At 43.6% G+C, this 13421-nt stretch carries 12 protein-coding genes; 1 reads left to right on the top strand and 11 read right to left on the bottom strand.

The window, feature by feature from the left end; all coding sequences use genetic code 11:
* The 7 genes from ACGHAV_RS08565 to ACGHAV_RS08535 all read right to left on the bottom strand — a co-directional run bounded on the left by ACGHAV_RS08565 (nt 1) and on the right by ACGHAV_RS08535 (nt 6778).
* Nucleotides 1–315, bottom strand: coding sequence for a hypothetical protein (locus ACGHAV_RS08565; protein ID WP_390379101.1), 315 nt, complete (start codon nt 313–315; stop codon nt 1–3).
* Complete coding sequence (gene fliS / locus ACGHAV_RS08560) at nt 312–740, bottom strand: flagellar export chaperone FliS (protein WP_334012756.1); 429 nt, start codon at nt 738–740, stop codon at nt 312–314. Before fliS ends, ACGHAV_RS08565 begins: the two co-directional genes overlap by 4 nt.
* A 25-nt stretch (nt 741–765) precedes the next feature.
* The gene (fliD, locus tag ACGHAV_RS08555; RefSeq protein WP_390379096.1) at nt 766–2196 is read right to left on the bottom strand and encodes a flagellar filament capping protein FliD; all 1431 of its coding nucleotides are present in this window, start codon (nt 2194–2196) and stop codon (nt 766–768) included.
* Between the two features lie 12 nt (nt 2197–2208).
* On the bottom strand, nt 2209–2700 hold the full coding sequence (locus ACGHAV_RS08550; RefSeq protein ID WP_390379093.1) for a flagellar protein FlaG: 492 nt from the start codon (nt 2698–2700) through the stop codon (nt 2209–2211).
* A gap of 93 nt (nt 2701–2793) precedes the next feature.
* Nucleotides 2794–3633, bottom strand: a complete 840-nt coding sequence (locus ACGHAV_RS08545) for a flagellin (protein WP_390379090.1) — start codon at nt 3631–3633, stop codon at nt 2794–2796.
* 801 nt (nt 3634–4434) lie between these two features.
* On the bottom strand, nt 4435–5280 hold the full coding sequence (locus ACGHAV_RS08540) for a flagellin (protein WP_390379087.1): 846 nt from the start codon (nt 5278–5280) through the stop codon (nt 4435–4437).
* 652 nt (nt 5281–5932) lie between these two features.
* Nucleotides 5933–6778, bottom strand: a complete 846-nt coding sequence (locus tag ACGHAV_RS08535) for a flagellin (protein ID WP_390379084.1) — start codon at nt 6776–6778, stop codon at nt 5933–5935.
* Between the two features lie 236 nt (nt 6779–7014).
* Between ACGHAV_RS08535 and ACGHAV_RS08530 the strand changes: the two genes are divergently transcribed.
* On the top strand, nt 7015–8016 hold the full coding sequence (locus ACGHAV_RS08530) for a hypothetical protein (protein ID WP_390379082.1): 1002 nt from the start codon (nt 7015–7017) through the stop codon (nt 8014–8016).
* Here the strand turns inward: ACGHAV_RS08530 and flgL are convergent.
* From flgL to ACGHAV_RS08510, 4 genes are read right to left on the bottom strand one after another with little or no spacing between them, the layout of a single operon-like run.
* A complete protein-coding gene (flgL, locus tag ACGHAV_RS08525) occupies nt 8013–9236 on the bottom strand; it encodes a flagellar hook-associated protein FlgL (RefSeq protein ID WP_334012746.1) in 1224 nt (407 codons plus the stop codon). The two genes, ACGHAV_RS08530 and flgL, sit on opposite strands and share 4 nt — an antisense overlap.
* 7 nt (nt 9237–9243) lie before the next feature.
* Complete coding sequence (gene flgK / locus ACGHAV_RS08520; protein ID WP_390379079.1) at nt 9244–11331, bottom strand: flagellar hook-associated protein FlgK; 2088 nt, start codon at nt 11329–11331, stop codon at nt 9244–9246.
* A gap of 15 nt (nt 11332–11346) precedes the next feature.
* Nucleotides 11347–12297 carry a flagellar assembly peptidoglycan hydrolase FlgJ gene (gene flgJ, locus ACGHAV_RS08515; RefSeq protein WP_390379076.1) on the bottom strand — a complete coding sequence of 317 codons (951 nt, stop codon included), beginning with the start codon at nt 12295–12297 and terminating at the stop codon, nt 11347–11349.
* Nucleotides 12297–13415, bottom strand: a complete 1119-nt coding sequence (locus ACGHAV_RS08510) for a flagellar basal body P-ring protein FlgI (RefSeq protein WP_390379073.1) — start codon at nt 13413–13415, stop codon at nt 12297–12299. Before ACGHAV_RS08510 ends, flgJ begins: the two co-directional genes overlap by 1 nt.
* Between the last annotated feature and the right edge of the window lie 6 nt (nt 13416–13421).

Raw genomic sequence — 13421 nt, 5'->3', positions numbered from 1 at the left:
TTATTTATATTTCTTCACGGCTGCGCGGCCTCTTGAAAATTTAACCGCTTCTTTTTTTGCATTTTCAAGCAAACCTTGCGCCAGCTCTTCAAGCTTCTGATTTATTTCAAGTTCTTTAGATGCAAAAGCAGACTTATTAGAACCTTCCATTCTCTGTAAAGCACGCGTGACGACTTTATGACGAACCTGAATAAGGTGCCTAAAACGTTCGGTGGAGAATTCTTCAGCGTCAGATGATAGGCAAGCAGCTAGCTCAGCATTAACTGCTTGCAGAAAAAGAGGTGTAGATTGGTGATCTAATATTGTATTTTTCAAACAGCTTGTCGTTTTTGACGCTGAGCCTCATAAGCTTCCTGCTTTGCCTCTTCAGGAATTTGAACCCAAGCATCACGAATTGGTGTTAACAGGCTAGACACTTCTTCCAACATATTCAAGTCGTTATTGATGTGCGCTTCGTTTAGTCGATCAACCATATAGTTATAGAGTGCAAACATATTGTCAGCGACTTCGCCACCAGCTTCTAAATCAAGTGTGTCACGTAAATGCATAATAATGGCGCTTGCTTTTGAAATAAAATCAGCCTTCGACACTAGATCTTTTCTTTCCATTGCCCCTTTCGCATAGGCTACCCTATCAAGCGCTCCCTGAAGCAGCATCAAAGTCAGTTTATGCGGGTCTGCATTTGCAACATCTTGTTTTAGGTTGCCTTTGCGATACGCGTTAATACCTTTAAGTGACATAAAAACTCCAACAATTCTTTACAGCTTACAACGACGCCAGTAGCGCGGAACCAGTTTGATTTAACTGGGCGACGGTTTGGTCGAGGTTTAAATATTTATCTCGAAGAATTTCTTCGTAATTCAACATACGTAGCTCGAGAGTTTCACGTTCGTCAAACAACTCATCGCGATTATCTTTTGCCGCACGCTCTCGCAAACTAATAAGCCCGCTAAATGAAGTGTATTCTTTAGAAAACTCGTACAGACGTGTTGCAATACCTTCATTGTCATCAGTGAACAGCTTGGCAATTTCATCAAAATTATCTTCCAATGCATCTTCAAGACGGTCTTCACCAGAGCCTAGGCCAAAGTCTGTCGTGCCTATTTCAAGTTTGCCTTCATCGTTAAACTCAATACCAACTTGAAACAAACCACCTAGTGCCGAAGAACTCACATTGTCGCCAATAATTGAGGCCAACCCACTTTGAATACCACGTAGCAGAGAATCTCCCGCTAGCGCCCCATCCTCTTCAAGCTCCGACTCACCGTATCGAGTGAGCGTTTGAATTTCGTCTATCAGTGAGTTGTAGTTATCCACAAAGTCGCGAATTTTCTTATCAAGACCATCTTTGTCAAAGCCAATGTTTAATTTGGTAGCAAGAAAATCACCTGCAGCATCTTTTGGAGAAACCTCATTAACTTCAAAAGAAACGTTTTGAATGGTGTTTTCGAATTCATTAGTACTGCTCTGCACTTCAATGCCGTCGATATATGCAATCGCATTTCTTGCACTTTCTATGTTCGCTGCGCTAATGCTTCCAGCCCCACCAGTAGTAGACAAACGGTCGAGTTCAGCAGTGCCAGTGTCGTTGGTAATGACTAAATCGTTGCCATCGCCCGTTTCACTTGAAGAAAACACAAGCCTAGGTCCAGCACTGGTGCCTGTATCGATGATATTAGCGGTAACGCCGAAATTATCATCGGCATTATTTATCGCTTCGCGAAGCTGTGTAAGCGTCATACCTGCAGATACATTGATGGTAAAACTATCACTTCCGCCTACGTCGAAAGTAAGTGACCCGGTACCAGATGACAACACTGAATCTGAGCTTGAAGTGAATGCGCCGTCATCAGTTGTTATGCGACTTCCTGACGCCAGTTGCTCCACTTCAATTTCATATGTGCCTCTAAGCGCAGAGTTTGACGCCTCGGCTGACAACACGTCGTTGTCTTCAGAAGGGTTTGTAATGGTTGGTTCACGACCGTTGATGCCGTTATCGCTTCGAAGCTCGTCCACGGCATCTTTAAAATCAGACAATTTAGATTTAATTTGACCAAGGCCTGAAATTTCAGCCTCTATTCGCTCTTCTTTAGCGTTAAGACGCGCCTCTTTAGGCTGCCTTTCCGCAGTTAAAAGCTGTTGTACCAGATCGTCAAGCGCTAAGCCTGAACCTACACCTAGAGACTGAATTGTCATACATCACCTCAATTAAACCTGATTGTTGATAAATACTCCTACACTGTTCCCAACATCCTGTTGCAATTCTTGGATCCTGTCAGCCAGCTTTAAAACTTCTTCTGAAGGTATTTGCCTTATGACGTCACCAGATTGTGAATCTTTTACCGTTACCACCGAACGATTGGTGTCTTCGTCGATAGTGAACGCTAAATCTCGATTCTGAACTTTAAGGAATGATTCAACGTTTGCGACAGCTTCCTCAAGCTGTACGCGATCTCTCTCACTGCTAGTGTTATCGGCTTGCCGACTAGAAGCTTGAGATAAATTTTGCCCCACAACAGATGATGAAATATCAGCCGGTTGTGCGGATGTATTGCGGCTTTCACCTTGCTCATTTTGCTGATTGCTGCGCGGATCTGTGTCAGCAACAGGCAACGTGTCCTGCTTAAACGGTGCCACCTGCGCAGCACTCGAAGGAACTGATGCAATTGTTTGGCCAATTTGGGTATTTTGAATTTCCACTTAATACCTCCTTACCGAAACGACAAAACGGGTCCCTGCTAAAAACAGCAAGCACCCGTCACATCTCAACTAAGGTTACCAATTTAGTATAGCTTATCCAAGCAATGATAGCGCTGTTTGAGGACGCTGATTAGCCTGGCTTAGTACAGAAACAGATGCCTGCTGGATAATCTGGTTTCTTGTAAGCTCTGCAGTTTCTGTCGCAAAATCGGTGTCACGAATCTGAGAGCGAGCAGCAGATAGGTTTTCACTGATGTTGCTTAAGTTACGAATAGTCGATTGGAAACGGTTTTGAAGTGCACCAAGGTCTGCACGAACACCACCAATCCCAGAAATTGCAGCATCAACATCTGCTAGCAATGCTGATGCGCCCGTCGCTGTAGACACGTTATTCGACGTGATGTTCAAGCCTGTTGCGCTGAAGCCGCTGATAGAACCCAAGTTACCCGAAGACAGATTTACTGAGATAGTTTGACCAGCGTTAGCACCAACTAGGAAACTCGCTGAGAAGCTACCGTCTAGAATATTCACGTTACCAAACTGCGTTGTAGTAGCGATACGTGAAATCTCTGTGCGTAGTGCTGATACTTCTTTTTGCAGCGCATTTCTATCTGCAGACGAGTTAATACCGTTTTGTGACTGAACAGCAAGCTGACGAATACGCTGTAAGCTTGTAGTTACCTCTGCAAGTGCACCTTCTGCTGTTTGTGACAGAGATATTGCGTCGTTTGCATTTCGTACGGCTTGGTTCAACCCCTGAACCTGTGATGTAAGACGATCTGAGATTTGAAGACCAGCGGCATCATCTGCTGCGCTGTTAATACGGAATCCCGATGATAGTCTTTCAAATGATGTGTTCAAACGATCGTTCACGTCAAAAAGCTGACGCTGAGCGTTTAATGAAGACACATTGGTGTTTACAAATAAAGACATTAGATTACCTCCTAGGGATTCGATGGCCTTTGTGGTATCATCAAACCCTTCCAGTTCAAATTAGCTGGGTCACTACTCCCGGCTAACTCCTCTCGTAAAAGTAAATTAAATTACCCCTCAACAATAGGTATCGGCAAAGCCTTTAGGTTCTTTAGCTTTTTTTTGAATTATTTTTTTAAAAACTTAAACAAACAAAATAAAACACTGTTTTATAAACAATTTTTATTTTCAATAAATAGTAAAAATACCGTTCTCGAATAATCAAAACTGAAAAAATAGAAGAAAACGTAAGCCAAAAGCCTGGGCTGGAGGAATAGTCGTTGAATGGTGCTTTGGCTACCAAGTAGCTCCAACACCTTAGTATCCTACTCTAATGGCTAGTCGCGAAAAAAAGGCAACTACTCGAACAAGGGTACGCAGATAAAAGTGAAAGTACCTACCTAGGTAAAGGAAGACAAATCACCAATTCAGAAAAGTTGGCATTCTATATGCTTTAGTATCAGAGAATACAAAAGTTGCTCAGTTTGTATTTGAAATTGGCGGGGCGTTTCGGTAAGAATAAAAAAAGGCCGAGACATTTTATCCTCGGCCAATTTGCTCACGTTAGGAGATTGAGCAAATTCAGTTTCTGTCGGCTGGCAGGGTTTAAGTAGGAAAAACTGGCCTCTCAACCAACACTTCTACACTCTCAGTCCTGTTAGTCGGCGATTTCTTAAAGGGGCGGCCTAATGGCCGCTTTCCTTTTCTCAGGGGATGGCCTCTCAACTCCTTCCCTAATAATCACCAATTAACTTTTCTAAATTAACCTAGTAGAGATAATGCTGCCTGTGGGCGCTGATTAGCCTGAGCAAGAATGGTTGTACTCGCCTGCTGCAGAATCTGGTTACGGCTTAATTCTGCCGTTTCAGTGGCAAAGTCTGCATCTTTAATACGCGATCTTGCCGCTGACACATTTTCAGAGATGTTGCTCAAGTTACGAATTGTAGACTGGAAGCGGTTCTGAAGCGCACCAAGGTCTGCTCGTAGACTACCTATTGCAGAAATCGCTGAATCAACTGCAGTAAGTAAGCTCGATGCATTTTGTTCTGTTAACACATCACTTGATGTAATACCTAGGCCGGTAGCACTGAACCCGTTTACACCTGCACGAGCTAGTGCAGAAGATGACAAGTTAACCGAAATGGTTTGGCCCGCATTAGCACCAACAAGGAATTTCGCCGAGAAATCACCCGTAAGTACATCAACACCAGCAAACTGTGTCGTAGTTGAAATTCTTGAAATCTCTGTGCGTAGCGCAGACACTTCTTTTTGAAGTGCTACTCGGTCAGCCGAGCTGTTGATACCGTTTTGCGACTGGATAGCTAATGTACGGATACGCTGAAGCGCTGTGGTAGTCTCTTGCATTGCACCTTCTGCAGTTTGCGCAAGAGAAATACCATCGTTTGCGTTACGAACAGCTTGGTTCAACCCTTGAACCTGAGATGTCATACGGTCGGTAATTTGAAGACCGGCAGCATCGTCTGCAGCGCTGTTAATTCTGAAGCCTGAAGACAGACGTTCGAAAGCAGTGCTTAGGTTGTTACCAGTAGTGAATAATTGACGCTGTGCATTCAATGATGACACATTAGTATTAACAAATAGACTCATGGGTCTCTCCTAACAGTTTTAAGTGTAGCGCTATTATTTTTGTTGTCTGCGCAGATGTTTTAGAATATTGGCATAGCCTATGCTTTACCTGAGTGTCAGTGTTATACTGACGTTTTATCGGCACACTACCGATAAAACTTGCTAAATAGAGAAGTTACTTCTCTTTGCTGGCCGGTGAGATTGTTGTTCCAGAACCTCAACCTCTCACTACCTCCTGGCTTCATTCTCGCCTGTCAGCAGCTCCATCCAACTTCAGCAAACCTATCTTTATATCGACATTAAAACGTTTTTACTTTAGAAATTTATTAAAAAACATTTTAATTATTTAAAGCTCTGTTTTTCCTAACTAAATACCAAACTCAAACAACAATCAAATTCAGCAAACAGGCTTTAAAAGCATTTTTATTATTATTATTTTTAGCGCTAGAGAGTAAATACACGCTTTACCTCTCCTGTATTATATTTATCGTCAACTTCTACTTTTTACTTTAGGTTTTTTTTGTTTTTTTTCTTAAACCATCACAATTACAATAAAAACAATGCTTTAGGTTTGAAAAAGCATAAAAAAAGCCGACATACATAGGTATATCGGCTTTTTTATTTTTGAATCAAGCTAGAGCACTACCTCCTGGCTCCATTCTCGCTGCTATTATTAACCCAATAGCTGCAATGCTGCCTGTGGACGCTGATTCGCCTGCGACAACACTGTTGTACTCGCCTGCTGGATAATCTGGTTACGCGTCAAGTTTGCTGTTTCTGTGGCAAAATCCGTATCTTTGATTTGTGAACGTGCAGCAGATACATTTTCTGATATGTTGCTCAAGTTACGAATTGTTGACTGGAAACGGTTTTGAAGCGCACCAAGGTCTGCACGCAAGCCACCAACCGCTGAGATAGCACTGTCTACAGCAGCAAGCATGCTTGATGCATTAGTGCCAGTAAGCACGTCAGCGGTAGTAATACCTAGGCCTGTTGCACTAAAACCGTTAACCCCAGCGCGCGTTAATGCTTGCGATGATAAGTTAACAGAAATAGTTTGACCTGCGTTAGCACCAACAAGGAATTTAGCTGAGAAATCGCCTGAAAGTACATTTACACCAGCGAACTGGGTCGTGGTTGAAATTCTTGAAATTTCAGTACGTAACGCAGATACTTCTTTTTGAAGTGCTACACGGTCAGCAGAGCTATTGATACCGTTTTGTGATTGCACAGCTAGCGTACGTATACGCTGTAGTGCAGTTGTGGTTTCCTGCAGTGCACCTTCAGCCGTTTGCGATAGTGAGATCGCATCGTTGGCATTACGTACAGCCTGATTCAAACCTTGAACTTGTGAAGTCATACGGTCGGTTATTTGCAGACCCGCAGCATCGTCTGATGCACTATTAATACGGAAACCTGAAGATAAACGCTCGAAAGACGTACTCAAAGATGTGCTCACATCAAAAAGCTGACGCTGGGCATTCAATGAGGATACATTGGTATTGACGAACATAGACATAAAGTCTCTCCTACACTCTCAGTCCAGCTGGTGCTGGCAGTCGGGTAATCCGACAGTTTTGTTTTCGTAGTCATCAACACCTGAGGGGTAATTGATGAACTGGCTCTCTCAGAAACTTTATCGACGAGAACTAGAATCCCTTTAGAAAAAAATACGATTTTTGCCCATGACCGGAAAGAAATTGCTGGTTCATAAAGGTAATAGTTAAGAAAATTAAGGACTAACGCGGAGTCATTATGAGCAACATTTTTTCAGACATTGATATTTATCGCGTATCCGCTCCTGCAATGCATTCTGCTTTTACCGACCTACATGAAAACCCTTTTGATAAAACGGGTCGTACACTATTTTGTTGCTACAGAGAGGCCACAAACCACGTAAGCTGGGATGGAAAAATAGTTATTCTCACGATAGATAAGCAGACATTTCGAGTTACACGAACCGAGCGTATTTCACTACCTAACACTGATTTACGCGACCCAAAACTGACTTTCTTTAACAGCAATTTGATTATGTCGTGCTATGCCAAAACGAAGCACAACGATGATAAAAAATCTTACAACGCACTGAGCTTTTTATCCTCAGATGGTTTTTCATGGTCTTCACAGATCAAACTAGGTGTAGTTGGACACTGGCTTTGGAACTATGCTTGCTTAGAAGGCAAAGCGTATGGTTTTGGGTATCATCGCCCGTCTGAAAGTATTTCACTGTTTAGTGGAAACCCAATGCGCCGCATGTTATTGCATAAACGAAACGTGTTTGGGCTTGAAAAAACAGGTAAGGGTTATCCTAATGAAAGTGCATTTGTATTTGACCATCAAGGCAATGCATACGTTTTCTTGCGACGTGACGCTGACACATTTAGTGCGCAATTTGGCACGTCAAAACCGCCTTATACACAGTGGAAGTGGTATGACTTAGGGATATATATCGGCGGTCCAGCGGCAGTGCTACTCAATGATGGGCATTTTTTAGTTTCAGGACGACATATAGATTGGGACAAAAGGCAATTTACCACGAGGCTGTGGCACTTTAATCGTGAAACGAAAAAGCTGAGCGAGCTTGCAATTTTACCAAGTAGTTTAGATACCAGCTACCCCGGTATGGTATTAGACAAAAGCAACAGCACGCTCTACATGTCGTATTACTCATCGCATATCGATCAGCAAGCACGTGTTTACGTTACTAAATTCGACGATATTTATGGCCTTATTCAACGCAAAAAAATAAGACTTTAAATAAAGTTGAACAACGATAAATTAGACACCTTTGGAAAGGTAGCCAGCGCAGCATTGAGCGCCGTTTCCTGTTTGGCAAATTCCGTAGAAGCTTCTGCGTAGTCCACATCTTGAATAGATGAACGCGAAGCCTTAGCCGCAATCTCCATATCAAGGTTACTTTCATAGGTACTTTCAGCAATGTTTATTCTGCTACCGATAGACGCACGTTCCAGTGAAAGTTTTTCTAAGCCATTATCAAGCCCCACTAATGCATCGGCGATAGATTCTTGAAGCTGGCGGTCGGTAGTAAGAGGGTTAGACAATAACTCTTGCACTTCATGTAGTGTCTGCGCCATGCTCTTTTTTTCTGGCGCGTTTAACGACAGGCTTATGCTATCGCCTGCTACTGCCACGGCTTCAAACTCCATTCCCTTAATGGTAAAGGGCTCTCCAGATGCGAACGCTACCGTATCAATAATTGCACCTGTTCCCTGGTTGACTAACTGAGCCTGATTACCCGCGAGAAAATCAATGCGATAATCGTTGTTGGCTGCCGTTACAGGGTCATAATTCTGGTTAAAAAAAGTGTCAAATGCGCCCTGCTGTTTAACGGAAGAACTTTCTAGCGTAGCGCCAGTGGCACCGTTTACAGAAAACTTAAATCGAGAAAGCACATTTTCGAACACTTCATAACCATTACTGGTTGCCTGAACCTTAGAACTGTTAGATAGCTGTACAAAACTCACACCTGGATCACCTACAAAAGTAATAGCATTGCCAGGTGATGCGGGATTAAATTCAAAGGCCTGATTACCAGATTGGAAACCTGAATATAAAAAGTTGCCATCAGCATCTTGCGTATTCATCAAATCCAACACTTCAAGTTTTATCTGCTCTAGTTCAGCGCCAATTGCGCGTCTATCAGGACCAGCAACAATGCCATTACCCGCTTGTACAACAAGCGTTCTGGCACGGTTAATTGAGTCTGTCACATTGGTTAAAACAGCTTCTTGCTGCCCCAGTGAACCTTGAACTAAATCATTGTTTCTTTGAAACTGCGTTAACTCATCAATTTCTTCGGTAAGCCTTAGTACCTTTGCCGCACCAACTGGATCGTCGCTTGGAGTGAGAATGCGTTTGCCAGTAGCCAGCTGCTGCTGCGTTTTGGACAATTCGCCCTGATTTTCCATAATTGAGCGGATATTTTGATCATAAATCTGATTTGTGGATATACGCATTTTTCACCTACCTCGCAGACTGCAAAATGGTATTAAACAATTCTTGCGCTGTTGTAAGAATTCTTGCCGCAGCGGCATAACTCTGCTGATACTTTATCAAATTAGCTGCTTCTTCATCTAAGCTTACGCCAGAAACAGAATCAAACCAGTTTTCAGATTGCACTTTCATCGCTTCTGCAGAAGCAAGAGAAACACTGGCCATCGATGCATTCTCGCCCACGCGACCAACCATAGATGCATAAGCATCCTGAAAAGTTCTAGGCGGGTTGGTAGACTCGCTGCTCACCTGAACTAAATTATCGTTCTGTAAACCTGCAATATTTAGCGCATTACTGTTGTCATTAAAACCATCTGTATTATAGCTAATGTTAAAGCTATCGCCTGCACGTGGTACACCGTCTAAACTAAAATCGTAACCAGGATAATCCGTCAAACCTGCGAAAGCAGCGGGCCATGTGCCGCTGTTTTTTGCTTGTTCAATTAAGTTATTCAGATTAGTTGTGCCCGTCACTGTGGCAATTGTTGCACCTGTACCATCAATAACATCGAATGAATTTGCTGCTGTAAATACTATTTCAGCCGGTGCAGCAGGATCGATGCCACCGGCTCCATCAAATGCCGAGCGGTCATTGCCTGTGCCAACGGTAGTATTAGTTACTGTAGTATTTATAACGTTAGCACTGCCTAGGTTGTCACCATCGGCACCAGCGCGAATGGGACTCGCAAAAGCTAAATCCTCAGGCCTATTGGTAGCAAGGGTTATACTCGATGCAATGGTTTTAGTAGGCTGGATCAGAAATTCATTACCAACGGTATAAGCCGAAGTACCAGCAAAATCAACTTCAATGCCACCTTCAAGCTCCGCAAAGCCCCCCGTTACGGGTACGTTTGAGAAAACAAGATCATTGCCCGAGCCATCTTTTTTCGGAATACCGTCGGCATTTAACAAAGTTACCTCAATTTCAGTAGGTACACCCGCAACAACGTTAGTCACTTCAATTTTATAATCGGCATCAGTAAGTTCAGCGCCCTTGCCTTCAGTAAGTTGTGCACTGACCACGTAATCGCCCGTAGTGCCATCGAAAGCTAAGCCTCTAAACGATGGGATCTCAAATATATTGCCACCTAACTGGCCATCTAAGTCCATTCCCAGCTTGTTTTGCTCATTAACTGCATCAGCGAAAGCTACCGCCAATTGACCAACATCTCGCATTACCGGGCCCAAGACTTCGTTTCGGTATCGGAATAATCCACCAAGGGCACCACCTAAATCATCTTCAACCAGACGCAATGCAGTATCTGCTTTTGTCTGTGAACCAAAATCAGTGGCAAGCTCGAGCTCTTTAAATGTCAGATCGGCATCTGAACTTAGTTCGAAAACATTAAACGAACCATTTTCCAGAACTAAAGACTCACCAGACGTCAGATTAATATTGATAGCGCCATTTTGAGACTGACTTTCTTTAACCGTTATACCCATAATCGACGAAAGTTCGTCTACGGCTAAGTCCCGCTCGTTTAGCAACGCACTTGGTTCATCACTTGTACTGTTTCCCTTGGCAACAACTATACTTCTATTTAAATTGCCAATGTTTTCGATAAGTGTGTTGGCGCGATTAACCAAAGAAGTGAACTCTAAATTTAATTCTTCCTCTTTCTCAACCATATAGTCTGACAGTGTTGCCATGCGCTGATAAAGCGAGTTTGCTTTACCTAAAACTTGGTCCCGCGATGCGAGATTGGTTGGGTCGTCTGCTGCGGTTTGTACGGCGGCAAAGTATTCACTGAAACCTTTTGATATTGAATTCGCTTCGCTGGCCAAAAGAGTATCAATAGCAGATGTCTTTTGTGAGAATGACTCTAACTCGCCAACCGACGTTATGTCGCGACGCAATTGATTTTGAGCAAAAACATTAATGATTCGCTCGGTGTTACCTATTCCTACGCCAAATACTTGGCTGTTGCTTAGCTCTGTGCGCTGGCGAACATAACCTTCAGTATTTACATTGGCAATGTTATTACTGGTGGTGTTTAAAAGTTTGCTACTTGCGTTTACACCGCTTGTGGCAAGAGAAAAAAGATCAACAGAACTCACGGGGATTCTCCATCACTAAGGTAGTAGCGTATTCAAGCGTTCGCTGTTGTACACAGCCATTATCTTATCTGCGTATTCAGGATCAGTTGCATAGCCCGCTTCCTGAAGCGCTTTTGTGTAATGCTTTGCATTTGAGGCTTGTTCAACAGCATTAGAGTAACGAGGCGACGAGTTAATGAAACGACCATAGTCTTGTACCGCTTCTTCTAACGAGGAATAAGCTCGAAACGCCGATTTTTGCTTTTGTGCAACGCCGTTATTGAATTCAAGAGTGTCTACTACCGCTTGCTCTCCATTCCACTCTTTGTTGGCTTTAATACCAAAGAGGTTATGTGAGCTCTTACCATCGCCAGTGTGAATAACAAACTTGCCCCACCCTGTTTCCACTGCAGCCTGAGATACAATCGCTTTTGGATCCATGCCGTATTGTGCTGCAACTTTTTCAGCAATCGGCATGAGCGTTTCTACAAACTGTTCGGGTGAATCGAACATGGCATCTTTAGTCGCACTTTTCGTGCGGATCGATTCGGAGTTGAGCGCAAACGCTTGCGCTTGGTTAACATCATTGACTCGGTTGCTATTTAACGACGATAAATTACCGTCGCTTCTGATTACGCTAGAAGGTGTATAGCTATCTTCCGTTTGTCCAAGTTGTTTCACAATAATGTCAGCTAACCCCATACCACCGTTTGCTGTTAAATCAGTAGCAAGTTGCTGGTCATGCATATCACGATAAAATTTCACTTGCTGTGAATTGAAAGGGCTGTTTTCGTCGGCAAGTGCATCTTGTGCTTTTCGCATTGACTTCAACATCATCTGCACAAAAATAGCTTCGAACTGTTCCGCGGCTTCTTGCAGCACTTCTTCGTCGCCAGAAGCAATTGCTTCACGCATTTTATTAATACTGCCCAAGTCGTGAACGTTACGGGCCATATCAAGCTGATTTTTTGTGCTTAATGCTTCCATTAGATGATCACCAACTCACCGCGAAGCGCACCTGCTTGACGCAACGCTTCTAAAATTGCCATAAGATCACCTGGAGCTGCGCCCACTTCATTCACTGCGCGAACAAGCTGATCTAACGTAACGCCTGGTTCAAACTTGAACATGCGGCTATCAGCTAAATCGACGTCTACAATAGACTGCGTAGTAACAGCCGTTTGGCCATCGCCAAAGGCGTTAGGTTGTGAAACCTGCTGATTTTCAGAAATGGTAACGGTTAATCCACCATGAGTTATGGCTGCAGGAAGCAGTCGTACATCACTACCAATTACAATGGTGCCCGTTCTACTGTTTATAATAACGCGAGCAGGCGCATCTGCTGGCGTAAACTCAAAGTTCTCAAGCGCTGCTAAGAAACCAACCCTTTGCCCTGCGTCTCTTGGAGCAGTAACACGTACAGAAGCAGCATCAATTGGCTTGGCAATAAGATATCCATTTTCAGGTTGCGCACCTAAGCGCTGGTTAATGGTATCTGCCAGCGATTTTGCCGTTGAAAAATCGGGGTAGTGAAGGTTAAGCGTTAATGAGTCTCCGTTTGCAAAGCCGCTTGGTATCGACTGTTCTACCATTGCACCATTGGGGATGCGTCCCACTGTTGGTGTGTTAACCACAATACGCGAACCGTCTCCACCTTCAGCGCCAAAACCACTTACTACTAAACTGCCTTGGGCGATGGCATACACTTGACCGTCAACGCCGCGGAGAAACGTTTGTAGTAACGAGCCGCCTTGTAAGCTTTTCGCTTCGCCTACTGATGATACAGTGACATCAATAGTTTGGCCGGGCTTGCTAAACGCTGGCAAATTAGCATGAACCGCTACCGCCGCCACGTTTCGCGTATTCGGACGAGTATTGGGGTCCATTCGAATACCAAAGTTCGCAAGCATGGTACGAAAGCTTTGCTCGGTAAACGGGTTTTGTTCACCTGTGCCAGGTAAACCCACTACCAAACCATAACCAATAAGTTGGTTCGAGCGTACGCCTTGAATTGAAGCCACGTCTTTAATTCGTTGAGCCGCTGCGTCAGAAATACTTAAAACCAACGCGGTAAGGCAAAAAATTGTGAAAGTTACAAAACGCATAGTTAC

Origin of the sequence: Alteromonas sp. MTD1, from assembly GCF_042848195.1 — a bacterium.
Lineage (GTDB): Bacteria > Pseudomonadota > Gammaproteobacteria > Enterobacterales > Alteromonadaceae > Alteromonas.
Note: the sequence above shows the minus strand (reverse complement) of the source record. Positions and strands in the feature narration are given on the sequence as shown.